The sequence below is a fragment of the Salinivibrio sp. IB868 genome (assembly GCF_001995655.1).
Taxonomy (GTDB): Bacteria; Pseudomonadota; Gammaproteobacteria; order Enterobacterales; family Vibrionaceae; genus Salinivibrio; species Salinivibrio siamensis.
On record NZ_MUEW01000020.1, the window covers coordinates 1 to 24,898 of the forward strand.

At 51.9% G+C, this 24,898-nt stretch carries 24 protein-coding genes; 2 read left to right on the forward strand and 22 right to left on the reverse strand.

The features are described 5' to 3' along the window. Positions 1-161: 161 nt before the first annotated feature. Both guaA and guaB read right to left on the reverse strand, forming a co-directional pair. Positions 162-1,739, reverse strand: coding sequence for a glutamine-hydrolyzing GMP synthase (gene guaA / locus BZG20_RS15380; protein WP_046074992.1), 1,578 nt, complete (start codon positions 1,737-1,739; stop codon positions 162-164). 75 nt (positions 1,740-1,814) lie between these two features. Continuing rightward, positions 1,815-3,278, reverse strand: a complete 1,464-nt coding sequence (gene guaB, locus BZG20_RS15385; RefSeq protein ID WP_046074993.1) for an IMP dehydrogenase — start codon at positions 3,276-3,278, stop codon at positions 1,815-1,817. 244 nt (positions 3,279-3,522) lie between these two features. On the opposite strand from guaB, the gene xseA reads away from it, so the two are divergent. Beyond that, complete coding sequence (xseA, locus tag BZG20_RS15390; protein WP_198531507.1) at positions 3,523-4,881, forward strand: exodeoxyribonuclease VII large subunit; 1,359 nt, start codon at positions 3,523-3,525, stop codon at positions 4,879-4,881. 403 nt (positions 4,882-5,284) lie between these two features. On the opposite strand, the gene der is transcribed toward xseA, so the two are convergent. The 19 genes from der to trmJ all read right to left on the reverse strand — a co-directional run bounded on the left by der (position 5,285) and on the right by trmJ (position 22,758). Then, positions 5,285-6,790, reverse strand: coding sequence for a ribosome biogenesis GTPase Der (gene der, locus BZG20_RS15395; RefSeq protein ID WP_046074995.1), 1,506 nt, complete (start codon positions 6,788-6,790; stop codon positions 5,285-5,287). A gap of 93 nt (positions 6,791-6,883) precedes the next feature. Then, complete coding sequence (bamB, locus tag BZG20_RS15400; protein WP_077579551.1) at positions 6,884-8,041, reverse strand: outer membrane protein assembly factor BamB; 1,158 nt, start codon at positions 8,039-8,041, stop codon at positions 6,884-6,886. A 9-nt stretch (positions 8,042-8,050) separates the two neighbouring features. Further along, entirely contained in the window at positions 8,051-8,644 is a 594-nt protein-coding gene (locus tag BZG20_RS15405) for a tetratricopeptide repeat protein (RefSeq protein ID WP_046074997.1), read from the reverse strand. A gap of 11 nt (positions 8,645-8,655) precedes the next feature. Continuing rightward, entirely contained in the window at positions 8,656-9,924 is a 1,269-nt protein-coding gene (gene hisS / locus BZG20_RS15410; RefSeq protein WP_046075050.1) for a histidine--tRNA ligase, read from the reverse strand. Between the two features lie 52 nt (positions 9,925-9,976). Then, complete coding sequence (gene ispG, locus BZG20_RS15415; protein ID WP_077579552.1) at positions 9,977-11,104, reverse strand: flavodoxin-dependent (E)-4-hydroxy-3-methylbut-2-enyl-diphosphate synthase; 1,128 nt, start codon at positions 11,102-11,104, stop codon at positions 9,977-9,979. 15 nt (positions 11,105-11,119) lie between these two features. Beyond that, entirely contained in the window at positions 11,120-12,118 is a 999-nt protein-coding gene (gene rodZ / locus BZG20_RS15420) for a cytoskeleton protein RodZ (protein WP_077579553.1), read from the reverse strand. Beyond that, positions 12,108-12,863 carry a type IV pilus biogenesis/stability protein PilW gene (gene pilW / locus BZG20_RS15425; protein ID WP_077579554.1) on the reverse strand — a complete coding sequence of 252 codons (756 nt, stop codon included), beginning with the start codon at positions 12,861-12,863 and terminating at the stop codon, positions 12,108-12,110. The genes rodZ and pilW overlap by 11 nt, the downstream gene beginning before the upstream one ends. A 24-nt stretch (positions 12,864-12,887) precedes the next feature. Further along, positions 12,888-14,009: a bifunctional tRNA (adenosine(37)-C2)-methyltransferase TrmG/ribosomal RNA large subunit methyltransferase RlmN gene (locus tag BZG20_RS15430; protein WP_046075001.1), complete on the reverse strand. Its 1,122-nt coding sequence runs from the start codon at positions 14,007-14,009 to the stop codon at positions 12,888-12,890. A gap of 248 nt (positions 14,010-14,257) precedes the next feature. Continuing rightward, positions 14,258-14,686, reverse strand: coding sequence for a nucleoside-diphosphate kinase (gene ndk / locus BZG20_RS15435; RefSeq protein ID WP_077579555.1), 429 nt, complete (start codon positions 14,684-14,686; stop codon positions 14,258-14,260). Positions 14,687-14,835: 149 nt separating this feature from the next. Continuing rightward, positions 14,836-16,131, reverse strand: a complete 1,296-nt coding sequence (pepB, locus tag BZG20_RS15440) for an aminopeptidase PepB (RefSeq protein WP_077579556.1) — start codon at positions 16,129-16,131, stop codon at positions 14,836-14,838. A gap of 201 nt (positions 16,132-16,332) precedes the next feature. Continuing rightward, entirely contained in the window at positions 16,333-16,533 is a 201-nt protein-coding gene (gene iscX, locus BZG20_RS15445) for a Fe-S cluster assembly protein IscX (RefSeq protein WP_046075004.1), read from the reverse strand. Between the two features lie 29 nt (positions 16,534-16,562). Further along, positions 16,563-16,901 (reverse strand): ISC system 2Fe-2S type ferredoxin, encoded by a 339-nt coding sequence (gene fdx / locus BZG20_RS15450; RefSeq protein ID WP_046075005.1) that lies wholly within the window; start codon positions 16,899-16,901, stop codon positions 16,563-16,565. A gap of 2 nt (positions 16,902-16,903) precedes the next feature. Beyond that, positions 16,904-18,754 carry a Fe-S protein assembly chaperone HscA gene (gene hscA, locus BZG20_RS15455; RefSeq protein ID WP_077579557.1) on the reverse strand — a complete coding sequence of 617 codons (1,851 nt, stop codon included), beginning with the start codon at positions 18,752-18,754 and terminating at the stop codon, positions 16,904-16,906. A 43-nt stretch (positions 18,755-18,797) separates the two neighbouring features. After that, positions 18,798-19,310, reverse strand: a complete 513-nt coding sequence (gene hscB / locus BZG20_RS15460; RefSeq protein WP_046075007.1) for a co-chaperone HscB — start codon at positions 19,308-19,310, stop codon at positions 18,798-18,800. 13 nt (positions 19,311-19,323) lie between these two features. Continuing rightward, entirely contained in the window at positions 19,324-19,647 is a 324-nt protein-coding gene (gene iscA, locus BZG20_RS15465) for an iron-sulfur cluster assembly protein IscA (RefSeq protein ID WP_046075008.1), read from the reverse strand. A 20-nt stretch (positions 19,648-19,667) separates the two neighbouring features. Continuing rightward, the gene (iscU, locus tag BZG20_RS15470) at positions 19,668-20,051 is read right to left on the reverse strand and encodes a Fe-S cluster assembly scaffold IscU (protein WP_046075009.1); all 384 of its coding nucleotides are present in this window, start codon (positions 20,049-20,051) and stop codon (positions 19,668-19,670) included. 53 nt (positions 20,052-20,104) lie between these two features. Beyond that, on the reverse strand, positions 20,105-21,319 hold the full coding sequence (locus BZG20_RS15475; RefSeq protein ID WP_046075010.1) for an IscS subfamily cysteine desulfurase: 1,215 nt from the start codon (positions 21,317-21,319) through the stop codon (positions 20,105-20,107). Positions 21,320-21,349: 30 nt separating this feature from the next. Further along, positions 21,350-21,871 carry a Fe-S cluster assembly transcriptional regulator IscR gene (gene iscR / locus BZG20_RS15480; protein ID WP_077579558.1) on the reverse strand — a complete coding sequence of 174 codons (522 nt, stop codon included), beginning with the start codon at positions 21,869-21,871 and terminating at the stop codon, positions 21,350-21,352. Positions 21,872-21,993: 122 nt separating this feature from the next. After that, positions 21,994-22,758: a tRNA (cytosine(32)/uridine(32)-2'-O)-methyltransferase TrmJ gene (gene trmJ, locus BZG20_RS15485; protein ID WP_046075012.1), complete on the reverse strand. Its 765-nt coding sequence runs from the start codon at positions 22,756-22,758 to the stop codon at positions 21,994-21,996. Positions 22,759-22,980: 222 nt separating this feature from the next. Here trmJ and suhB point away from each other — a divergent pair, with 222 nt between their 5' ends. Continuing rightward, positions 22,981-23,784 (forward strand): inositol-1-monophosphatase, encoded by an 804-nt coding sequence (gene suhB, locus BZG20_RS15490; protein WP_046075013.1) that lies wholly within the window; start codon positions 22,981-22,983, stop codon positions 23,782-23,784. Positions 23,785-23,938: 154 nt separating this feature from the next. Here the strand turns inward: suhB and secF are convergent, their stop codons facing one another. Beyond that, positions 23,939-24,886: a protein translocase subunit SecF gene (gene secF / locus BZG20_RS15495; RefSeq protein ID WP_046075014.1), complete on the reverse strand. Its 948-nt coding sequence runs from the start codon at positions 24,884-24,886 to the stop codon at positions 23,939-23,941. Between the last annotated feature and the right edge of the window lie 12 nt (positions 24,887-24,898).

Genomic DNA, 24,898 nt, shown 5'->3' on the forward strand with positions numbered 1-24,898 from the left:
TATTAACATAAAATATATTTATAAATCATTCTATCCCTTTGAACTAGATCATGAATTTTTAACAGCCATGATGCCAACCTTGCAACCATAAAAAATACCAGTCAGAAAACTGACTGGCATTGTTGTTAGTTGGCAAGGCTTAATGCGCTACCTAGCGAGTCTTATTCCCACTCAATTGTCGCTGGCGGTTTGCCGGAGACGTCGTAAACCACGCGGGAGATGCCGTCGACTTCGTTGATGATGCGGTTTGATACCTTACCCAGAAAATCGTATGGCAGGTGTGCCCAATGTGCGGTCATAAAGTCGATGGTTTCAACAGCACGCAGGGCAATGATCCAATCGTATTTACGGCCATCGCCCATCACGCCTACCGAACGAACCGGTAGGAATACCGCAAAGGCTTGCGAGACTTTCTCGTAGAGATCGGCGTTGCGCAGCTCTTCGATAAAGATCGCATCGGCGCGACGAAGCAGATCGCAGTATTCTTTTTGAATCTCGCCCAGCACGCGCACACCAAGGCCTGGCCCTGGGAAGGGGTGGCGATAAAGCATGTGGTACGGTAAGCCTAGCTCAAGGCCAATTTTACGCACTTCGTCTTTGAACAACTCTTTGAGTGGCTCAACCAGACCCATTTCCATTTCTTCCGGCAGGCCACCGACGTTGTGGTGTGATTTGATCACATGCGCTTTACCGGTTTTCGAGGCTGCTGACTCAATTACATCCGGGTAGATAGTGCCTTGTGCCAGCCACTTGGCATTTTTCATTTTGCTCGCTTGCTCATCGAATACCTCGACAAACACGCGGCCAATGATTTTACGCTTGGCTTCCGGATCCGCTTCGCCTTTAAGGGCATCGAGGAAACGGTCTTCGGCGTTGACATGGACGATGTTCAAGCCAAAGTGGTCACCGAACATTTCCAGTACTTGCTCACCTTCATTAAGACGCAATAGGCCGTTATCGACGAATACACACGTGAGCTTATCGCCAATTGCACGGTGAACCAGCATGGCGACCACAGAAGAGTCGACGCCGCCAGACAGGCCAAGGATCACTTCATCATCCCCGACTTGCTCACGAATACGCTCAATCGCATCGTCAATAATGGTGGCTGGTGTCCACAAGCGCTCGCATTGGCAGATTTGCATCACAAACTGCTCCAACATACGTTGGCCTTGGCGCGTGTGAGTGACTTCTGGATGGAATTGCACGCCATAAAAACGTTTGTCTTCATTGGCCATGGCCGCGAAGGGGCAAGTGTCCGTCTCGGCCACTTTGACAAAATCTTCTGGAATGGCGACCACTTTATCACCATGGCTCATCCATACATCGAGGAGCGCATGCCCGTCATCGGCGATGGCATCTTCAATGCCATCAAACAGTGCACTTTGTCCAACGCGTTTTACTTGCGCGTAGCCAAACTCACGGTGCTCAGAGCCGGCCACCTTACCACCGAGCTGCTCGGCCATGGTCTGCATACCATAACAAACCCCTAACACAGGCACGCCGGCATTAAAGACATACTGCGGTGCACGCGGCGAGTTCTCCTCTGCCACGCTCTCTGGGCCACCGGATAGGATGATGCCGTTGGGCGCAAAATCACGAATGTCTTGCTCATCCACATCCCAGCTCCAAAGCTCACAATACACACCGATTTCACGGACACGGCGCGCAATCAGTTGGGTGTACTGGGAGCCAAAATCAAGGATCAAAATACGTTGAGCATGAATGTTCTGGGTCATTATCTGGCTTTCTCAATTAAGTGGAACAAAGGGGAGCCGCGCTCCCCTCTCAAATGCATCGCGGTGGTGATGTCTTTAGCCGAGACGGTAGTTCGGCGCTTCTTTAGTAATGGTGACATCATGCGCGTGTGACTCTTTCATGCCCGCGCCAGTGACGCGAACAAACTGCGCTTGGGTACGCATCTCTTCAATGGTGGCAGAGCCGGTGAGGCCCATGCTGGAGCGCAGGCCACCCATTTGCTGATGAATGATCTCTTTCATCATGCCTTTGTAATCGACACGCCCTTCAATCCCTTCAGGTACCAGCTTGTCTGCGGCGTTGTCGCTTTGGAAGTAACGGTCAGACGAGCCTTTTGACATCGCGCCCACCGAGCCCATACCGCGATATGATTTATATGCACGGCCTTGGTAAAGTTCGACTTCACCCGGAGACTCTTCGGTACCAGCAAGCATTGAGCCCACCATCACGCACGACGCGCCCGCGGCTATCGCTTTACACAAATCCCCTGAGAAGCGGATACCGCCATCGGCAATCACGGGAATGCCGTACTCTTGCGCTACAGCGGCTGCATCACTGATCGCAGTGATCTGCGGGACACCCACGCCGGTAACGATACGCGTGGTACAAATCGAGCCTGGGCCAATTCCAACCTTGACGGCATCCACACCGGCTTCAATCAGGGCGCGTGCGCCTTCAGCGGTGGCGACATTGCCGCCCACAATCTGCAGGTTCGGATACGCGGCACGTGCATCACGAATACGTTGCAGAACCCCTTCAGAGTGGCCATGTGATGAGTCAATCAACAGCACATCCACGCCCGCTTCAACCAAGGCGGCAATGCGTTCTTCGTTGCCCGCACCGGCACCAACGGCACCGCCGACACGCAAGCGACCTTGTTCGTCTTTACAGGCATTAGGCTTGCTTTCCGCTTTTTGGAAATCTTTGGCGGTGATCATACCGGTGAGATGATGACTTGGGTTGACCACCAAAATCTTCTCGACGCGGTGCTGTTGCATGAGCTGTTGTACCTGCTCACGCTCTGCGCCTTCTTGCACAGTAGCGAGGCGAGATTTTGGTGTCATCACGTCTTCGACGCGCTTGCTTAAGTCAGACACAAAACGCACGTCACGGCCTGTGATGATCCCCACCAGCTCTTTTTGTGCATTGACAACAGGGTAACCGGCAAAGCCGTTACGCTCAGTCAGTGCCTTCACGTCAGCAATGGTCATTTCTGGGGTTACAGTCACTGGATTGGTGACCATGCCTGCTTCATAAATTTTGACCAAGCGTACTTGTTCGGCTTGTTGCTCGATAGTCATGTTCTTATGGATAAAGCCAAGACCACCTTCTTGCGCCAAGGCAATCGCCAAACGGGCTTCGGTCACCGTGTCCATCGCGGCGGATAGAACAGGAATGTTTAAGCTGATCGAGCGTGTCAGTTTTGTACGCAGATCGGCATGGTTAGGAAGAACATTTGAGTGGGCAGGGACGAGGAGTACATCGTCAAAGGTTAGCGCTTCTTTCGCGATTCTCAGCATTGCAATATCTCACACCAAAATTTGTGAAGGGGAACAAAATATTGCCGCAGCATTATACGGGCAGCGCAAACGTTTGGCTATCGATTTTTATTAAGAATCGCTGTTTGGTGGGCAACGGATTTTTAGTCGGTTGATTTATCACCAGATATCAACGCGACTTTTTCGCAACCGATTGCTCAAGGTCTATTTGGCATACTGGGGTGCGGCAGGTAGTATGCCCTCAGGCTTATTGAAAGGATCCGTGATCGTGACCGCTAACAACCGAAACATTCTTTCCGTCTCTCGCTTAAATGCCGAAGTGCGTCTTTGCTTGGAGAAAAACATCGGTATCGTCTGGCTCACGGGTGAAATCTCTAATTTTACCGCTGCGACATCCGGTCACTGGTATTTATCGTTGAAAGATAACCAAAGCCAAGTTAAATGTGCGATGTTCCGTGGTAACAATCGCCGCGTGATGTTCAAACCTAAAAACGGCGATCAAGTGTTGGTACGTGCGCGTGTCTCTATGTACGAGCCTCGCGGCGACTATCAACTGATCTTAGAAAGCATGCAGCCCGAAGGCGATGGACGACTGCAACAGGCGTTTGAGCAACGCAAACAAGCGTTAGCCGCTGAAGGCTTATTCGCACAAAGCGCCAAACAGGCCTTGCCCGACCAACCCAAACGCGTTGGCATAATCACCTCCAAAACAGGCGCTGCCTTGCACGATATTCTAAATGTGTTGAAACGGCGCGATCCGAGCCTGCCAGTGGTTATCTATCCAACGCTGGTACAAGGACAAGAGGCAGCGCTCTCAATTGCCCAAGCCATTGGACGTGCCAACAGCCGCAACGAATGTGATGTGCTGATTGTTGGCCGTGGCGGTGGCTCACTCGAAGATTTATGGTGCTTTAATGAAGAAATCGTCGCCCGTACTATCGCCGCCAGTCAGATCCCCATCGTCAGTGCCGTGGGCCATGAGGTGGATGTTACCATTGCTGACTTTGTTGCCGACGTGCGCGCGCCGACGCCATCAGCCGCCGCAGAGCTTGTCAGCCGTGATCTTAGTTACCGCTTGCAGCAATATCAGCAGCGCGAGCAAGCGCTCAAAAACGCGATTGGCACCCTCCTGTATCGCCAGCAGCGGGCACTGACGCAGCACGAACACCGTTTATCTCATCAGCACCCTCGCCGTCGTCTACAACAGCAAAGTCAGCATATTGATGAGCTGCAAAGACGGATGCACCAGGCACTCACTAAGCAGTTTTCACGGTACAGCAGCCAACTGAACACGCTAGATAATCGATTGCAGCGCATGACGCCTGACCGTCGTATTCAGCAACATCAGGCTCAATTGGCGCAATACCATCAACGCCTCACCCACGCGATGGACTCACACCTGTCACATGCGCAACAGCGACTCGCCACCTTGGTCGCCACCTTAGATGCGGTCAGCCCACTTGCCACCCTTTCTCGCGGCTATTCAATTAGCCGTGATAGTGATGGGCACATCGTCACTAACATCAACCAGCTAGAAGAGGGCGATACCTTACACACTCAGCTCAGCAACGGCGATGTCACCAGCGTGGTTCGGCAGCGACACCCGCATCAATCTTCTGATTAAACTCTGCACAACACACATCTGACCGATCAGTAAGCGATCGCGCGATCTTGGGGTTTATTCCCCTTGATCAGCTTCCTACCCTGAAAAGAATATTTATCAATACACTTCCCGAAAGCATAAGTTACATATTCTGCATTTGGATTTTTAAAAGGATAAAAATCTGAACTATATTTTATTAAAGCCTGGATCCAGAACAATCTAAAAGTGTGACGTGGGAAGGGGTGTCGATTTTATCACCGCTCAAAACCTGAGCGGCAGCGTGACACACTAGGATCTAAGACAACAGATAATCGCGCTCATTAATGTGAGTCAGATCACTTTTATTCAGTAACCGATCCCAAGAGAGAGCGAACCCACCACATCGCGATCAAAAAAAAGCCCAGCATCGCTGCTGGGCTTTGTATTACTTCTTATTACGATTTTTCACCATATCCATTAAGCGTTTACGCTGACGGGATTGAGATAATGTCAGCTTTTCTTTTTTCCCCTCATAGGGGTTTTCGCTGTTTTGGAACTGGATCTTGATCGGCGTGCCCATAATATCCAGGGTTCGACGGTAGTAATTCATCAAATAACGTTTGTACGAATCAGGTAACTCTTTAACAAGGCTGCCGTGAACGACCACAATCGGTGGATTGTAACCGCCTGCGTGCGCATATTTGAGCTTCACCCGACGTCCCCGGATCATCGGTGGTTGATGGTCATCTTGCGCCATTTTCAGAATACGGGTGAGCATCGCGGTTCCGACGCGTTTTGTCGCTGACTGATACGCCTCTTGAATCGACTCGAACAAGTGGCCTACCCCGGTGCCGTGCAAAGCAGAAATAAAATGCACACGGGCAAAGTCGACAAACCCTAAGCGGCGGTCAAGCTCAGACTTCACGCGCTCTTTCACTTCGCTATCTAAGCCATCCCACTTGTTGACCGCCAAAACAATCGAGCGGCCCGCATTCAGCGCAAAACCAAGTAAGCTTAAGTCTTGGTCCGAGATGTTCTCTCGTGCGTCGATCACCAACAATACGACGTTGGCATCTTCAATCGCCTTGAGGGTTTGGATCACCGAAAATTTTTCCACTTTATCGGTCACCCGTTTACGACGTCGAACCCCGGCGGTATCAATCATCACGTATTCGCGACCATCACGCTCCATGGGAATGTAAATCGAGTCGCGGGTAGTGCCTGGCATGTCATAAACCACCACGCGCTCTTCGCCCAGCATACGGTTAGTCAGGGTCGATTTACCCACATTGGGACGGCCGATAATACCGATTTTAATCGGCAGCGACTGTAAGTATTCATACTCGCTTTCAGCCTGCTCTTCGGTTTTAACCGCGTCTTCGCCACTGTCGAGCGTATCTGCTTCATCGGTCAAATCGACCAAGCCTGCTTGCTCGTCGTCCTCGTCCGCTGACACTTGCTCAACCAAAGGCGTCAACGCACGATTAATCAGGCCGCTAACACCTCGACCATGCGCGGCGGCAATTTGGAACATGTTGTCCATGCCCAGCTGCCAAAAGTCCGCGGTTGCCGTGTCTGGGTCAATACCATCCACTTTGTTCACCACCAAGAAGGTGGTTTTTTCACGGGTACGAATATGCTGAGCAATGTCTTTGTCCGCTGGCGTAAGACCGGCTCGACCATCCACCATAAACAGCACGACATCGGCTTCTTCAATCGCCGCTAGCGACTGCTCCGCCATCTTGGTTTCCACACCTTCTTCGGTGCCGTCAATGCCGCCGGTGTCGATCACGATAAACTCGTGATCATCCAGCAATGCTTTGCCGTATTTTCGATCCCTGGTCAGTCCCGGAAAATCCGCTACTAATGCATCGCGTGTGCGGGTAAGACGGTTAAAGAGCGTCGATTTCCCCACATTCGGGCGCCCCACTAGGGCTATAACAGGAATCATGTAGACCTCTTCTTTTCATTCGCTTTATTAATAAACAAGGCTCCCGACTGTCTTTGCAGCCAGGAGCCTAAATATAGAACTGGGTGGCTTCGCTTACTCGATACTCAGCTTTCTCAGTTGACCATCACGGGTGATCACGATATAGCCATCATCCGTTTGCACCGGGGCAACAGCGATCCCGTTACCTTCCAGTGATTGCTGCGCGACAAAATCGCCCGTTTGCGGGTCAAGCCAATGCAAGTAGCCTTGGCTGTCGCCGACCACCAGATAGCCGCCGCTTGCCGCGGGTGCCGTTAAGATACGGTACGCCAACTGTGTGTTGCGCCACTTCTCTAGGCCGTTGCGTGCATCTAACGCAACAATATTGTCTTTATCATCAATAAGATAAATACTATTGCCTGCTACGAGGAAGTCTTTAGCAGAGGAAAAATCCCGCTTCCACGCCGCTTTTCCGGAGCGCAAATCAATAGAGACTAATTGGCCATTATAGCCTACTGCATACAAACGGTCGCCATCGATCACTGGGGTCGCATCCACATCCACTAAGCGGTCGATTTCAGTCGCCCCTTTTGGTGTCGAGATAGGAATTTGCCAAATAGACCGTCCGGTTTCGATCATTGCCGCGCCTAGGCGTCCATTGGCCATCCCCCAGAATACGCCGCCGGAAATAGTCACCGGCGCACTTTCACCGCGTAGGCTCAAGTTCGGCACATCATTGGTGTTGTTCCACTGTGGCTCGCCCGATTCCGCGTCCAATGCCACTAACTCACCACGGCTGGTGTTAACGATCACCAACCCAGCTTCCACCAAAGGCTTGGCCAGCACTTCGCCATTCACGTTCTGTTGCCAAACCCGCTCGCCGGTTTCCGCATCCAGTGCGTACACTTGACCCGTTTCGCCACCCACATACACTTTGCCGTATGAGGCGCTCAACCCGCCGGAGAGCAACGCCGGTGTCTCGTCTTGCACCGACTGTTGCCAGATAGATTCACCGCTTTCTAAATCAAACGCGGCGACTAAACCTTGTCGATCAGCCGCAAAGACTTTGTCATAGGCCACTGTAGGCTGAAGTGCGGAATAATACTGCCCGACACCGTCGCCCACTTGTGCTCGCCAATGCTGGGTTGAAGATATCTCATTGGTCACAGCAGGCAGTGGCGCCATTTGCACCACATCTTCTTCACCGGCACAGCCAGCCAGTACAGCCATGGTCGTGGCCATTGCAGCCATGCGCCATAATCGTTTTTTCATACCACGACCTTATTGACTCAGATTATCAAGCTTCATGTTAACGGTCGGGCTTTCCGCCGCCGCCAATGACGCTGCATACGCGTCTCGCGCTGCCTGCTTGTCGCCTTGACGAAGCAAGACGTCGCCGCGGATCTCTTCCACTTTCGCGGTCCAGCTCTGCGTGGTGACTTTGTCGAGTTCGCTCAATGCGGCTGGGTAATTACCTAACTCCGCTTCAACGCGCGCCAGGCGTGTCGTCACCAACCCATACAGCGCCTCGTCTTTCACGGCTTGCTGAGCGTTTTGCAATTGCTCACGGGCACTTTCCAGCTCCCCTTGCGCAACATGCTTTTGTGCCAGCTGCAATGCCGCCAAGGCACGATAACCTTCATGGCCTTCTAATTGGCTCAATGACACGGTATCGCCGCTTTCAATACCACTTAGCACTTGTTCGTATTGCTGTGAGGCTTGCTCTTGGTTGGTGAGCTGTTGTGACTGAAAATAACGCCAGCCATATAACGCCCCCAAACCGACAACGGCGCCGATCACGACCGCTTTACCGTTGTCTCGCCACCACTTCTTAATGGCTTCAACCTGCTGCTCTTCTGTGGTGTAGACGTCCACGTTCTGTCCTCTTAAATCAATGCTTTTAGTGACGCGGCGATCTCATCCTGATTCAGTGTTTGTTGCTCGCCGCCTTTCAAATCTTTTAACGCCACTGTGCCGTTGGCAACTTCATCCTCGCCTAGCACGAGCGCCACAGAGGCGCCGACTTTATCCGCGCGCTTAAACTGTTTCTTAAAGCTACCACCGCCAAAATGTGACATCACACGCAGTCCGGGCACCTGTTCGCGTAAGCGCTCCGCCAGTTTCATCCCAGCGATCATCGCGCCTTCACCCGCCGTGACCATGTACACATCCACCGCCGGGCGGACATCATCTTGGTTGAGGTTTTCCAGCATCAGAACCAAACGCTCTAATCCCATTGCAAACCCAACGGCAGGCGTCGCTTTCCCCCCGAGTTGCTCAACCAAGCCATCATAACGGCCACCACCGCACACCGTGCCTTGCGCCCCCAAGCTATCGGTGATCCACTCAAACACGGTCCGGTTGTAGTAGTCGAGGCCACGTACCAAACGGTGGTTAACTTGGTATTCGATACCTGCCGCGTCCAAGAGTTCACACAAGAGAGCAAAATGCTGTTTTGATTCGTCATCCAGATAATCACCCAACTGAGGCGCATTAACCAATACAGCTTGGATGTCCGCATTTTTGGTATCGAGCACGCGCAATGGGTTGGTCTGCATTCGACGCTTGCTGTCTTCATCCAACACTGATTCGTGTTGCATCAAAAAGTCCACCAGCGCTTGACGATAGTTCGCACGCGCTTGTGGTGAGCCGATTGAGTTAAGCTCCAATCGCACATGCTCAGCAATGCCCAGCTCACGCCACATACGTGCGGTCATCATGATAAGTTCCGCGTCCACGTCTGGGCCATTTAGGCCAAACACCTCAACGCCAAACTGATGAAACTGGCGATAACGACCTTTTTGTGGGCGCTCATGACGGAACATAGGCCCGGTGTACCACAAACGGTGCTCTTGGTTGTACAGCAGGCCATTTTCGATCCCCGCTCGGACACAACCCGCGGTCCCTTCAGGACGCAAAGTGAGGCTGTCGCCGTTGCGATCATCGAAGGTGTACATTTCTTTTTCGACAACGTCTGTCACTTCGCCAATCGCACGGCTAAACAAATGCGTTGCTTCCACAATAGGCATGCGAACTTCGCTATAGCCGTAAGCGCTCACTACCTTTTTAATCGTAGATTCGAGCTTTTGCCATAAAGGAGATTGAGACGGGAGGCAGTCATTCATGCCTCGAATTGCTTGAATTGTTTTAGCCACGTTAACTTCCGTTACCGACATGATAGAAAAGGGGAGAAGGCCGCCTAACGGCTTAGCCTTCTTGATCGATTTGTGACACCTTGATGCGGTTGCGTTCATCCATCATCGCCGCTTTGGCGCGGATTTTTGCCTCCAACTCATCCACCAAGTTGTCGTTATTAAAGCGCTCTTTTTGGCGTTTACCGTCGAGGTAATAAGCGCTGCGCTTGTTACCTCCAGCCAAACCGAGGTGAGACGCTTCGGCTTCACCCGGGCCATTGACCACACAACCAATCACGGAGACATCCATTGGGGTCAGTATGTCTTCCACGCGCTGCTCGAGCGCATTGACCGTACCAATCACATCAAACTCTTGACGCGAACAGCTCGGACACGCAATAAAATTGACGCCGCGCGAGCGGATACGCAGTGATTTGAGAATATCGAAGCCCACTTTGATTTCTTCTACCGGATCGGCGGCGAGCGATACCCGCAAGGTATCACCAATGCCTTCCGCCAGTAGCATTCCCAAACCAACGGATGACTTAACCGCACCAGCACGCGCGCCACCAGCCTCCGTAATGCCAAGGTGTAAAGGCTGATCAATCTGCTGCGCAAGTTTGCGATAAGACTCAACCGCCAAGAAGACATCTGACGCTTTGACGCTGACTTTAAATTGATCGAAGTTAAGACGGTCCAAGATATCGACATGACGCATGGCCGACTCGACCAAAGCATCGGGCGTTGGCTCCCCGTATTTTTCTTGCAGATCGCGCTCAAGTGAGCCGCCATTCACACCAATTCGGATTGGAATGTTTTTATCACGTGCGGCATCTACCACCGCCCGAATGCGCTCTTCTTTACCAATATTACCTGGGTTGATACGCAAACAATCGACACCATACTCCGCCACTTTTAATGCAATACGGTAGTCAAAGTGGATGTCTGCCACCAAAGGGATCGACGTTTGCGCTTTAATCTCTTTAAACGCTTCCGCCGCGTCCATGGTGGGTACTGACACCCGAACGATATCTGCACCCACCCCTTCTAGCGCTTTGATTTGCGCGACGGTGGCTGCCACATCTGTGGTTCGCGTGTTGGTCATAGATTGCACGGCAATCGGCGCGCCATCACCAATCGGCACATTGCCGACATTGATGCGCGTTGAGGGACGGCGTTTGATGGGAGTTTCGTTGTGCATATCGACGTTCTCTGATTACTGCGGAAGGCGCAACCGAGCCACTTGGCCGGTTGGGAAGCCATCAAGATCAATGTTGTCGCCATTAAAGGTGATTTTCACCACACTAGGGGCACCCAATACTAATTGATACGGGGTGTCGCCGGTTAAGGTCACTTGTTCACCCTCAGATTTTATCCCGGTTGCCAGTCGCTCACCATTGGCGTCTCGCACGTCTATCCAGCAATCTCCACTAAAGGTCATCACCAGACGGTTATTGACCGTGCTTGCGGGGACTTCATCCTCAGACGCTGCCGTTGGTTGTGCCTCGGGTGTTGTTTGCGTTGTCGCCTCGTCCGCTTGCGCCGACTCAACCGCAGTGGCCGATTCTGACGCCGTCGATGCTGATGGACTCACCTCATCTGACACCGGCGCGTTCGCGGCATCTTGTGCATCAGTGACCTGCGGCTCCGCCCCTTGTGAGGCCGCCGAATCTGTCATCGCAGGCTCGGCCATTGCCGGTGCATCGGCGGCAACCATCGCGCTATCTTGTGCTGATGGGGTCGTGACGAGCTCATCCGCTTGTTGGCTATCTAATTGTGTTGGCACGGACGTCATAGCCTGCTGATTCTGCCAATACCACACGCCAGTGATCCCGACCGCAATGGCAATAATCACCCAAGACAGCCACATTAATCGACTTTCGCTCTTTTGCCGCCGCGTTTTGCGCGAGAAGCTTTGCATTTTTTGTACGGTAGCCGCACTGCTCGCTTCCATATTACTATTACCCAAAAGCTGATCGGCGTCGATTTGCATCAGCTTGGCATAGGAGCGCAAATAGCCACGTGTAAACGTGGCCAATTGATCCATGTCTGGGTTGTTTTGTTCAAGATCCTCAATGACACTGACCCGCAACCGAAGTCGGTCAGCAACATCACGAACACTCCAGCCCATTTTCTCTCGCGCTTGCTTTAATACTTCCCCGGGCGCAGGTTGGGTATCAGATTGCGCTTGTTCTTCCGTCTGTTCAGTATTCATTCGCTAGGTACAATTGATATTCTTTGGATTCTGGAAACCGTTGCGCCAATCGCTGAGCGTCATGGGCAGCTCGCTCCGTGTAGCCTTGTTGCTGATAAGCTTTCACTAGCAATAACAGTCCGGCAGGCTGAACACCAACGCGTTGGTGGAGCCGCTTGATACGTGCGACGGCTGCTGCCTCTTGCCCAGTCTCTATCTCTAACTTGGCAAGTTGTAACCCCGCACGGACATTCAGTGGGTCGTGATCAGCCGCTTTGCTAAACAAGGCTTTTGCGCGTTCTACGTGGCCAGCTTTTAGCTGACAAAACGCCGCGTTTTCATAACTGTCTGACACACGATGATAATACGGTTGTACGACTGCTTGCAAAAATGCGTCATTTGCCGCGGCAAACCGCTGTTGTTCGCACAAGAAAACACCGTAATTGTTATATACATCGCCTTTTTCAGACGCTTGCGCTAACGCTTGTTGATATAAGCGATCCGCTTTGTCGTTTTCACCGACACGTTGTTGATAATACGCCATCGACAGCGAGGTGCGATAGTAGTTAGGTGCATATTGGCGCGCTTGCTGCAAGTTTTGCTGCGCTTGTTGATAGCGATCACTGTTTAGATAGCCTAATCCCAGTGCAATACGCGCCTCTGCGGCTTGAATCTTATCAAACTTGGGCTCACTGTGCTGCGAACTTGGCGTTGAACAGCCAGCCAACGCCATCAACACGCCCACAACCCAAACCGTTTTTGTCATGCCATCCCCTTATCGCCATCTCATTTAGACGGGTCGAACAGGGATCACCTCCTGTGCGCCCAGTCGCTTCTCGGCACGCTTAGTTCGGTCGACAATGTCACCGGCTAGTTGGCCACACGCTGCGTCAATGTCATCGCCTCGTGTTTTACGTACCGTCACCGTAAAGTCGTATTCCATCAAGGTTTTCATAAACCTATCAATACGAGAATTACTCGGTTTGTTGAACGGTGATCCAGGATACGGGTTAAATGGGATCAGGTTAATCTTCGCTGGGGTGTCTTTTAATAGCTCTGCGAGTTGGCGCGCATGCTCCATGTAGTCATTGACATGATCCAGCAAGATATATTCTACCGTCACACGGCCGCGGTTGGCATTTGAGGTTGCAATATAACGGTGTACCGCATCCAAAAAGGCCTCGATATCCCAACGATCGTTAATGGGCATGATTTGGCTACGCAGCTCATCGTTCGGCGCATGCAGTGAGATGGCCAAGGCGACATCGATTTTGCCAATCATTTGCTCCAAGCCAGAGACCACGCCCGATGTCGACACGGTGACTCGACGCTTAGATAAACCATAAGCATTGTCGTCGAGCATCAAATTCAGAGAAGGGAGAAGGTTTTTCATGTTGAGCAGCGGCTCTCCCATGCCCATCATCACCACGTTAGTGATCGGACGACGGCCCGTCTCTTTCTCAATGCCGATCTCTTTCGACGCACGCCACACTTGCCCGATGATCTCAGACACACGCAAGTTGCGGTTAAAACCTTGAGCCCCGGTTGAGCAGAACTTGCAATCAAGCGCACAGCCTACCTGAGAGGAGACACACAGTGTCGCGCGGTCATCTTCGGGGATATACACGGTTTCCACGTCTTGACCGCCCACACGCATTGCCCATTTGATGGTGCCATCTTGGGAGTAATGCGCTTCACTGACTTCTGGGGCTTTAATTTCTGCCACCCGCTTGAGCTTCTCACGCAACTTCTTGTTGATGTTGTTCATTTCATCGAAGTCGTCGCAACCAAAGTGATACATCCACTTCATGACTTGGTCAGCACGGAAGGCTTTTTCGCCGAGCTCATCAGCGAAGTAGGCACGCAATCCTTGCCTGTCAAAATCAAGCAGATTAACTTTCTCTGTCGTCATTGGGGGTTGCCTCGTAAGAACTAGCTAGGTGGTAAGACTGAATCATCGCCTCACGCGTGCCGATGTCTTACCTTGATCATAGCCAAGATATCTCCTCGGGACGCGCTTAAGGCGCGAAATTGTACAGGCTTTAGATCACAGTTTCCACTCTCTAACAGCGGGGTTATTCAATGTGGTTGTCTGATTTCGATAGGCAGAAAAAAAGAGGCTGACGCCTCTTTTTTAAGATTAAAAAGCAGGTGCTTGATTTAGCAGCGAGGATGAATTTCATCCGCGGTAAAAAAGTACGCGATTTCGCGCTCTGCAGACGCAGGGCTATCAGAGCCATGCACTGAGTTATATTGCATGCTTTCCGCATAGTCAGCGCGCAATGTACCACACGCTGCTTCTTCTGGGTTGGTTTTTCCCATCAACTCACGGTAGCGGCTGATCGCGCTCTCGCCTTCTAGTACTTGCACCATGATAGGGCCTGACGTCATGAACCCAACCAAGGATTCAAAGAAAGGCTTCCCTTGGTGCTCGGCATAAAATCCTTCTGCCTGCTCTTTGCTAAGATGGAGCATTTTCGCCGCCACGATACGCAAACCTGCACTTTCGATACGCTGATAAAGCGTGCCAATTAAATTACGCTCTACGGCATCAGGTTTAACGATAGAAAAAGTGCGTTCAATGGTCATTCGCTTGTCCTTTCACTGTCTGAATCTGGCCCGCTAGGGGCAACAACGCGCCTACCCTAGCAAATTTCCTCGCGTGTCCCTATGACCAATCGGGTGAAGCGTTAACTCACACAAAATTTTGTTAACCTTTCACCCAAGGTGTCACAGGTCTATTTCGCTTGGTCGAGCAATACACGCGCTAAGGTTTTCACACCCATACCGGTCGCGCCCACGGCCCATTTATCATTGGCGGCTTTGCGGTAAGTGCCAGAGCAATCAATGTGCATCCAGCCTTTTTGATAATCCTCAACAAAGTAGGAAAGGAACGCCGCCGCGGTGCTCGCACCTGGCATATACGCCCCCATGGATGCATTGGCAATATCCGCAAACGAGGAAGGCAGCAGCTGGCGATGGAAGTCGGCCAATGGCAACGGCCACATGCCCTCGCCTTCTTTTTGTGCCGCGTCAAGCGTACGGTGTGCGAGCTCATCGTCGAAACTAAACAGCGCATGATAGTCATTACCCAACGCGGCTTTTGCCGATCCGGTGAGCGTGGCACAATCAATCAGAAGTTCAGGTTTTTGCTCACTGGCATACATCAGGCCATCAGCGAGCACCAAGCGCCCTTCTGCATCGGTATTGAGCACTTCAACGGTCACGCCATTTTTGTACGTGATAATATCACCCAACTTGTAAGCACTGCTTGAGATCATGTTCTCGGCACAGCAGAGTACCAGTTTAACGCGTTTATTCAGCCCCTTGGCAATCGCCATCGCCAGCGCCCCGGTCGCTGTCGCTGAGCCGCCCATGTCCGCTTTCATGGTGGTCATAAAGTCGGAGCCTTTAATGCTGTAGCCCCCAGAATCAAAGGTGATCCCTTTCCCCACCAAACAGGCATACACAGGCGCGTCCGGATCGCCTGTAGGGTTATAGTCGAGTTGTAACATGGTCGGTTTGCGCGCCGAGCCACGACCGACGGTATAAATGCCATTCCAGCCTTTTTCTAACAGGTCGGTACCGGAAATGATTTTATAACTGACCTGGTCGGGGGCCATGGACTTAACAAACTCCCCCGCACGCGCCACTAACTGATGTGGCCCAACTTCTTCTGCCGTTTGGTTGATAATATCGCGTACCCAGTCACCCACGGTCTGTCGAAGCTCGAACTCTTGCGTATCGGCATCGTTCAACACGGTCTGCGTAAAGGCGACCTTATTTTTGGGGCCACGAAGCCCTTGGTAGAACGCCCAGACTAATTCAAGATCCCAGTGTTCTCCTGTGAGTGTCAGCGCAGGCACACCTTGCCCTTCAAGCTTGCGCGCCGCTTGTTGCACCTTGTCTCGCGGGTTGGCATCGCTCGACACATGGATCACCGCGTTGTCAGCGTCAAAGGAGACCAGCGCGTTATCGCCCCACTGTGGCGCCGCCGGCTGATGCGACAGGATAACGTTTAATGAATCTGACATATTGCACTCCTTGTACTGTCTCGCTGCTTTTACTGTACAGCGTGTCTCACTGAGCCCTCAGACAAACGCCTGGACGCCTCAGCGATATGAAAAAAGCGAGCCCATTGGCCCGCTTTGAATGTATGTTTTATTGGCCACAGGTACTGTGCCGAGCCGGAGACGATAACACAAGTATTATCAATCACTCGCGAGAGCTAGCCCTCAGTCTCTCTCATCCATCCAGCACATGATGATCGCCTCGAGGATGCGCTCATTGGAACGCTCTGGGTCATCGTCAAAATCATCCAGTTCAGTGATCCACTGATGCAAATCAGTAAAACGAACCGTTGTTGGATCGACATCTGGGTAGGCGTCACAAAGCTCGATTGCAATATCGAGCGAGTCTGTCCATTTTAAGCTCATCTTGCTTCTCCGTCCGTTACAGCCTTGGATTAATGGTTTTCGGCTGCGTGATTCAAGGTATAGCGCGGGATCTCAACCACCAAATCTTCATCGGTAATTTTTGCTTGGCAACCCAAGCGTGACTCCGGCTCAAGCCCCCACGCTTTGTCGAGCATGTCATCTTCTAGCTCATCACTTTCGTCTAACGAGTCGAACCCTTCACGGATCACCACATGGCAGGTGGTACACGCACACGACTTTTCACACGCGTGTTCAATGCCAATGCCATTTTTCAACGCCACGTCGAGGACAGTTTCCCCTTCTTTCGCTTCCAATTCCGCACCTTCTGGGCATAACTCGTGGTGCGGCAGAACAATAATCTTAGGCATGATTACACCTCATCAATGGATTGGCCGGCCAACGCATGACGAATCGATTGATCCATGCGGCGTGCCGCAAAGGTCTGGCTGGCTTTGTCTAATGCTTTGATCCCGGCTTCAATGGCGGCGCCATCAACACCGTTGCGCAAGGCAATCAAGGCTTCTATTTCTTTCACCAAAGCTTGCTGCTCATCAGTGTTGAGCAGGTTATCCCCGTCTTGTTGCATGGCAACCAGCAAGCCTTCGATCACACGATCGGCTTCCACACGCTGCTCCGCCAAGTAGCGGGCATCTTTGTCTTCTTCCGCATGGGTAAATGACGATTTGATCATGGTGGCAATCTCATCGTCACTCAAGCCATAAGAGGGCTTCACTTGGATAGACGCTTCCACTTCGGTGGATTTTTCCATCGCCGTCACGGACAACAAGCCATCAGCATCTACTTGATAAGTAACGCGAACATGGGCCGCCCCCGCCGTCATCGGTGGGATGCCTTTAAGGCTAAAACGTGCTAATGAGCGGCAATCGTCTACCATTTCACGCTCACCTTGTACCACATGCACTTTCATGCCGGTTTGGCCATCTTTAAACGTGGTGAATTCTTGCGCTTTTGCCACAGGAATGGTGGTGTTGCGTGGGATAATTTTCTCCACCAAACCGCCCATGGTTTCGATACCAAGAGAAAGCGGGATCACATCCAACAGCAACATGTCAGAGTCTGGTTTGTTGCCCACCAAAATATCAGCTTGTGTCGCGGCGCCAACGGCAACCACTTTATCTGGATCGATGCTGGTCAGTGGCTCGCGACCGAAAAACGTACCAACCTGTTCACGCACGGCGGGAACACGGGTAGAACCGCCCACCATCACGACTTCCAGCACCTCATCGGCACTGACACCGGCATCTTTTAATGCGCGGCGGCATGACATCAAGGTTTTCTTAATAAGTGGAGCAACCAATTGATCGAACGTTTCACGGCTCAACTCGCCTTGCCACCCCAGCACATCGATGGACGCGCTGTCAGCAGAAGAAAGGGCAATTTTCGCCTGCGTGGCGGCGTGCAGCACGGTACGGCGCTGATCGCCACTGAGGGTGTCAAACCCGGCTTGCTCACAGATCCATTGCTCGAGTAGATGGTCAAAGTCGTCTCCGCCCAATGCGGAATCGCCGCCGGTCGCCATGACCTCAAACACGCCCTGAGACAAGCGTAGAATCGAGATATCAAAGGTGCCGCCACCTAGGTCATAGACCGCAATTACCCCTTCTTGGCCCGAATCAAGGCCATAAGCAATCGCCGCAGCGGTAGGCTCGTTAAGCAAACGCAGCACGTTTAGGCCTGCCAGCTTCGCCGCATCTTTAGTTCCCGCACGTTGTGCGTCATCAAAATAGGCAGGTACGGTGATCACCACACCTTCAAGCGCGTCGCCCAAACTTTTTTCCGCACGTTCGCGAACGGTGCGTAAGATATCGGACGAGCCCTGCACTGGGTTAATCGCGCCACGGCGGGTTTCCACTTGTGGCAAGCCATTTTCGGTTTGTGAAAACTGATAAGGAAGTTGCGGATAACGGGCTTGCACATCGTCTAATGAACGCCCCATCATGCGTTTGACAGACACCAAGGTATTGGCGCTATCCGTTTGCACGTGTGGGAGGGCGTCATAGCCCACGGAAATGGCATCATCACCGTAATGGACCACAGAAGGGATCAGTGGTCGATCTTGTTCGTCGTTCAAGGTGGTTGCGGTACCGCTTCGTACCGTGGCCACCAAGGTGTTGGTGGTACCCAAATCGATGCCGACCGCGTGCTTGTGCTCATGCGGCGCGGCACTTTGACCGGGCTCTGAAATTTGTAACAGTGCCATGTCTAATCCTTAAACTTTACTGCGTTGACAGGCGAAAGGGCGATCAACTCATCAGCTGATCTTCGACACGCTCCACTTCATGGCGAAGCTTTTCTGCGAACTTGAGTTTACGTACAATCACGGCGGCCTCTTGCCACTGTGACGCAGCCAATGCCTGTTTAACCTCTAGAATCAATGCGTCGTAGAGTGACTGGGCTTTTTCACCAAAATCAAACAGCGCCGCTTCATCTTGACTATCGGTAATCGACTCGAGCTCCTCACGCAACGTCATTTGCTGCATCAGGAACTCAGGATCCTGCATGGTTTGCTGTTCGTCTTTTAAGTCAATACCTTGCAACGTCAGCATATACTCAGCGCGTCGAACCGGATCTTTTAACGTCTGAAACGCGTCATTCACTTGCGATGCTTTCTGTACCGCCTGCAGACGGGTTTTCTCGTCTTGGCTAGCAACATTATCGGGATGGTACTGACGTTGCAATTCCCGAAACGTTGAAGAAAGCGAGCTACCGTCCAGCTCAAACTGATACGGTAGCTCGAAAAGTTCAAAATGATTCATGTGCTCTCACGGATTACACGTTGAAGCTTTCGCCACAACCACATTCACTACTCACGTTAGGGTTGTTGAATTGAAAACCTTCATTCAGGCCTTCTTTAACAAAATCCAGCTCTGTCCCTTCGAGATAGAGCAAGCTCTTACCATCGACGATTACCTTGACATCATCGTACTCAAAAACCTGATCGCCTTCTTGCAGCTCATCCGCAAATTCGAGTACATAGGCCATGCCTGAACACCCCGACGTTCTCACGCCCAGGCGCAAGCCAATGCCTTTGCCACGGTTATTGAGAAACGCTCTGACGCGATCTGCTGCCGCCTGTGTCATGGTAATAGCCATATATCAACAACCCCTTCGTTTTACTGCTGGTGTTTTTTCTTGTAATCACTGACCGCCGCTTTAATGGCGTCTTCCGCCAAGATAGAGCAGTGCACCTTGACGGGTGGTAGCTCTAATTCTTCTGCGATCTCAGAGTTTTTGATCGCAGCAGCGTCGTCAATCGAGCGGCCTTTCACCCACTCGGTAACCAGTGAGCTCGAGGCAATCGCCGAGCCGCAGCCGTATGTTTTAAACTTGGCGTCTTCGATGATGCCTTCGTCATTCACCTTGATTTGTAGTTTCATGACGTCGCCACACGCAGGGGCACCAACCATGCCATTACCAACCGATGGGTCGCCTTTCTCAAACGAGCCAACGTTACGTGGGTTTTCGTAGTGGTCAATTACTTTATCGCTGTAAGCCATAATCGTTTCCTCAATATGATTGCTCACTGTTGCCAGCTGGCGCGTTATTCGAGTTAGTGGTGCGCCCATTCAACGGTACTTAGATCGATACCGTCTTTGTACATGTCCCAAAGTGGTGACATTTCACGCAGCTTGTTGACTGCTTCACGCACTTTCTCAATCGCATAATCCACTTCTTCTTCCGTCGTAAAGCGACCAAAGGAGAAGCGCAGCGAGCTATGTGCGAGCTCATCGTCGCGTCCAAGCGCACGAAGCACATAGGAAGGTTCAAGGCTTGCTGAAGTACACGCAGACCCTGACGATACCGCCAGATCTTTCAGTGCCATCAGCAATGACTCGCCTTCAACAAAGGCAAAGCTCACGTTTAGGTTATGTGGAACACGCTGTTCCAAATCGCCATTGACGTAAACTTCTTCTAAATCTTTCACGCCTTCATAAAAACGCTCGCGCAATGCCAGCGCATGTTGGAAGTCTTTCTCGCGCTCTTCTTTCGCGATACGGAACGCTTCACCCATGCCCACAATTTGGTGAGTAGGCAATGTGCCTGAACGCATACCACGCTCGTGACCGCCACCATGCATTTGCGCTTCAATGCGTACGCGTGGCTTACGGCGAACGTATAAGGCACCAATGCCTTTAGGGCCGTACGCTTTGTGTGCGCTGAACGAGATCAAATCGATTTTCATCTCTTTGACGTCCAGTGGCACTTTACCCACTGACTGCGCCGCATCGACGTGGAACATAATTTTACGTTCACGACAAAGCTCGCCAATCGCAGAGATATCTTGAATCACACCAATCTCGTTATTCACGTGCATGATTGACACTAAAATCGTGTCATCACGCATCGCCGCTTCGAGCTTCTTCAGATCGACCAGGCCGTTTTCTTCTGGCTCAAGATATGTCACCTCAAAGCCTTCACGCTCCAGTTGACGGCAAGGGTCAAGCACGGCTTTATGCTCTGTTTTGCAGGTAATAATGTGCTTGCCTTTCTTGGAGTAGAAATTAGCAATACCTTTGATAGCCAAGTTGTCTGACTCAGTCGCGCCAGAGGTAAACACGATCTCACGTGGGTCGGCATTGCAGTAATTGGCAATGTTCTCACGCGCTGTATCAACCGCTTCTTCTGCTTGCCAGCCAAAGCGGTGTGAACGAGAGGCCGGGTTACCAAAAAACCCGTCCATGGTCAGGTACTGACTCATTTTTTCAGCAACGCGCGGATCCACCGGACACGTGGCTGAATAATCAAAATAAATGGGCAATTTCATGTTTTTCTCCAATTACACCGACATTGGTCATCAGGAGCGAACGTTTACGCCTATGGTGGCGCTATCTTGTTTGACCTTCGAGCTAAATGTGTTTCTGGGCGCCAATGAGGCATCCAGTTTAGCGTCCTGACGATCTGCTACTTGCTTCACTTCGTTATCATGCATCAGCTCACCGAGCGTGATGTCGTTTAAAAAGCCGCTAATTCGGGCACTTAAGTCGTGCCACAGAGTATGTGTTAAACAACGGGTGCCGCCTTGGCAATCCGCTTTACCTTGGCACTTGGTCGCGTCGACAGATTCGTCAACGGCAGCAATCACGGCCCCCACGGCAATGTCACTTGCCGCAATACCGAGGCGATAGCCGCCGCCGGGACCACGTACACTTGTCACCAACCCCGACTTGCGGAGCCGTGAAAAAAGTTGCTCAAGATAAGACAAGGAAATGCCTTGACGCTCAGAGATGTCCGCCAGTGGTACAGGACCCTGCTCGGCATGAAGCGCCACATCGAGCATGGCGGTAACCGCATAACGGCCTTTCGAAGTCAATCTCATAACACGCTACCTGTGGTGAATAGATGCTCAGATAGTTACATACCCGAGTAATTTGGTCAAGTATTTACCTGAGTATTTTTGTCAGGTTTTCACCCTAAGTTACGCATGCTCGGTTGAAAGGATCACTGAGCGCGATGATTATCGGTATTTTGCTCGCGCGATGCCGCTTGTTGGGTCACTTTTTCGATGGATGACAGCACCCCCCGTAAAATATTTAACTCTTGGCTCTCAAGTCGCGCTCGGTTAAAGAGCCGACGTAACTTGGTCATCACCATCCCGGGATGCTGAGTACGGATAAATCCGGTTTTGCTAAGGACCGTTTCTAGGTGCTGATAAAACCGTGAAAGCTCTTCATTTAAAGGGTAGGTTTGTTCCAGCGTGGGGCCTTGATAGGCTTGACTGTCTAGCCAAGCGACGCGCATTTCATAGCACAGGGTTTGTACCGCCATCGCCAAGTTCAATGAGCTATAGTCTGGGTTGGACGGAATCGACACATGATAATGGCAGGTCTGCAGCTCTTCATTGGTCAAGCCAGTGCGCTCGCGACCAAAGACAATCGCCACCGGGTGAGTACTCGCCTCTTCCACGGCCTTTTTACCGCATTCGCGCGCATCGAGCATCGGCCACTCGAGTGTCCGGCTTCTTGCACTGGTTCCCACCACAAGGCCACAGTCTGCCACTGCCTCTTCTAAGGTCCCGACGACCCGCGCATTGTTGGCGATATCACTGGCACCGGCCGCCAACGCAATGGCTTGGCCATCCACTTCACATTCGGGGGCCACGAGGGTCATATTGCTAAGCCCCATGACTTTCATTGCCCTAGCGGCTGAGCCAATATTACCGGAATGGGAAGTTCCCACCAATACGACGCGGATTTGATCTAGCATGATGTTGTTTTCGTCTCTTACGCTGTGCACCCTTGATGGGGTGGGCAGGTGTCTGTTAGATCTGCGCAGTTTATCACAGTGCAATCGATAATACTTCTCAGCTAAGCGTGTCGCGCCAGTTTACGGACGTCGCGACGGTCAAAAAATACCCACTTTCCTTTTGCTCTGGCTCTGTTATACTCCGCCCCGCTTTCGTTCTTTAACATCCGTTGGGAAAACCGTATGCATCCGATGCTAAACATCGCCGTCCGTGCTGCACGGAAGGCTGGCGACTTTATCGCCAAATCTGCAGAAAACAGAGACAACATCGAAACCGCGCAAAAAGGCAGTAATGACTTTGTCACTAATGTCGACAAAGCGGCAGAACAAATCATCATCGACATCATCAAAAAGTCCTACCCGGACCACACCATCGTTGGCGAAGAGTCAGGCGTGGCTGAAGGGAAAGATAGCGACTATCAATGGATCATCGACCCACTGGATGGCACCACCAACTTCGTTAACGACTTTCCCCATTTCAGCGTGTCTATCGCGGTGCGTATTAAAGGCCGCACTGAGATCGGCTGCGTTTACGACCCTATCCGTAATGAGCTATTCACCGCACAACGTGGTGCTGGCGCACAACTCAATAACAAGCGTATTCGTACCGGTAGCGCCAAAGAGCTCGACGGCACCATCTTAGCGACGGGCTTCCCCTTCAAAGCAAAGCAACACGCTGAAGGCTTTATGGCGGTCGTGAGCGCGTTATTCGTTGATTGTGCTGATTTCCGTCGCACCGGCTCTGCCGCGTTGGATCTTTGCTATGTGGCCGCAGGCCGTGTTGATGGCTTTTTTGAGCTTGGCCTGAAACCGTGGGATATCGCGGCAGGCGAATTGATTGCCCGTGAAGCTGGGGCGATTTGTACCGACTTTAACGGCGGAACCGACTACATGCGTAGCGGTAACGTGGTAAGCGGTGCACCACGCGTCGTAAAAGGCATGCTGGCCAAAGTGCGCGAGAACGCCCCTGAGTCGATGAAAAAATAATGCTTCCCTCTGGGTATAAAAAAGCGACGCTCGGTGAGCGTCGCTTTTTTTATGCCGTCAAATCATCGGCTGTCTCTTTAACACAGAGTGCCATACTGGCTGCGACGCACACCGAGTGTGCAATTCGCCCCGCAACAAACGCGGGGCGAGCGCATCAAGGCATCGCGTCAAACTCTTGCCCTTCTTTTTCCACTTCTGGCACCAACAGGTGCTCACGCGCAATACCCAGCTTCAATGCCAGAGCAGACGCCACGTAGATTGAAGAGTAGGTACCCACAGTGATACCAATCAGCAAGGCCATCGCAAAGCCGTGGATCATGGTTCCACCCAAGGTGAACAGTGCAATCACCACAAACAAAGTCGTGCCCGAGGTAATGGTGGTTCGACTCAGGGTCTGAGAGACAGACGCATTAATGATTTCATCTGACTCACCTTTACGCAGCTTACGGAAGTTTTCACGAATACGGTCGAACACCACGATGGTATCGTTCAACGAGTACCCCACCACCGTCAGCAACGCAGCGACGATGGTCAAGTCCACTTCGACTTGGAACAAGGAGAAAATACCCAAGGTAATGATCACATCGTGCGCCAGTGCCATCACCGCGCCAGCCGCCAAGCGCCACTCGAAACGGAACGACACGTAGATCAGGATACAGACCAGCGCGATGATGATCGCCAACCCACCCGCTTCGGTCAGCTCGTCACCCACATTCGGGCCAACAAACTCGATGCGGCGCATTTCTACCTGGTCACCCGTACCCGTTTTGATGGCATTGAGCACCTCGTTACCGAGGTTCTCGCCTTCCATATCATCACGCGGACGCAGGCGCACCATCACATCAGTGGCACTACCGAAGTTTTGTACCACGGCGTCACCAAAGCCGTCAGCCGCCAGTGACTCACGAATTTGCGGTAAGTCAGCGGGCTGTTCAAAGCCCACTTCTATCAAGGTACCACCGGTAAAGTCGAGCCCCCAGTTAAGCCACTTAGTGGATAGGGTGACGACAGACGCGGCAATCATGGCGATGGACAACACGAAGGCCAATTTAGACCAACGCATAAAGTTGATCGACATGTCCGGTTTAAATATTTGAAACATGCTTGGACTCCC

Coding starts and splice junctions, on each gene's coding strand:
- hscB (WP_046075007.1), bottom strand. CDS start 19,310: ATGAATCATTTTGAACTTTTCGAGCTACCGTATCAGTTTGAGCTGGAC.
- iscR (WP_077579558.1), bottom strand. CDS start 21,871: ATGAGATTGACTTCGAAAGGCCGTTATGCGGTTACCGCCATGCTCGAT.
- guaB (WP_046074993.1), bottom strand. CDS start 3,278: ATGCTGAGAATCGCGAAAGAAGCGCTAACCTTTGACGATGTACTCCTC.
- der (WP_046074995.1), bottom strand. CDS start 6,790: ATGATTCCTGTTATAGCCCTAGTGGGGCGCCCGAATGTGGGGAAATCG.
- ndk (WP_077579555.1), bottom strand. CDS start 14,686: ATGACCATTGAACGCACTTTTTCTATCGTTAAACCTGATGCCGTAGAG.
- trmJ (WP_046075012.1), bottom strand. CDS start 22,758: ATGCTAGATCAAATCCGCGTCGTATTGGTGGGAACTTCCCATTCCGGT.
- BZG20_RS15475 (WP_046075010.1), bottom strand. CDS start 21,319: ATGAAATTGCCCATTTATTTTGATTATTCAGCCACGTGTCCGGTGGAT.
- bamB (WP_077579551.1), bottom strand. CDS start 8,041: ATGAAAAAACGATTATGGCGCATGGCTGCAATGGCCACGACCATGGCT.
- fdx (WP_046075005.1), bottom strand. CDS start 16,901: ATGCCTAAGATTATTGTTCTGCCGCACCACGAGTTATGCCCAGAAGGT.
- secF (WP_046075014.1), bottom strand. CDS start 24,886: ATGTTTCAAATATTTAAACCGGACATGTCGATCAACTTTATGCGTTGG.
- iscU (WP_046075009.1), bottom strand. CDS start 20,051: ATGGCTTACAGCGATAAAGTAATTGACCACTACGAAAACCCACGTAAC.
- guaA (WP_046074992.1), bottom strand. CDS start 1,739: ATGACCCAGAACATTCATGCTCAACGTATTTTGATCCTTGATTTTGGC.
- pilW (WP_077579554.1), bottom strand. CDS start 12,863: ATGACAAAAACGGTTTGGGTTGTGGGCGTGTTGATGGCGTTGGCTGGC.
- BZG20_RS15430 (WP_046075001.1), bottom strand. CDS start 14,009: ATGACGACAGAGAAAGTTAATCTGCTTGATTTTGACAGGCAAGGATTG.
- rodZ (WP_077579553.1), bottom strand. CDS start 12,118: ATGAATACTGAACAGACGGAAGAACAAGCGCAATCTGATACCCAACCT.
- iscA (WP_046075008.1), bottom strand. CDS start 19,647: ATGGCTATTACCATGACACAGGCGGCAGCAGATCGCGTCAGAGCGTTT.
- hscA (WP_077579557.1), bottom strand. CDS start 18,754: ATGGCACTGTTACAAATTTCAGAGCCCGGTCAAAGTGCCGCGCCGCAT.
- ispG (WP_077579552.1), bottom strand. CDS start 11,104: ATGCACAACGAAACTCCCATCAAACGCCGTCCCTCAACGCGCATCAAT.
- pepB (WP_077579556.1), bottom strand. CDS start 16,131: ATGTCAGATTCATTAAACGTTATCCTGTCGCATCAGCCGGCGGCGCCA.
- iscX (WP_046075004.1), bottom strand. CDS start 16,533: ATGAGCTTAAAATGGACAGACTCGCTCGATATTGCAATCGAGCTTTGT.
- suhB (WP_046075013.1), top strand. CDS start 22,981: ATGCATCCGATGCTAAACATCGCCGTCCGTGCTGCACGGAAGGCTGGC.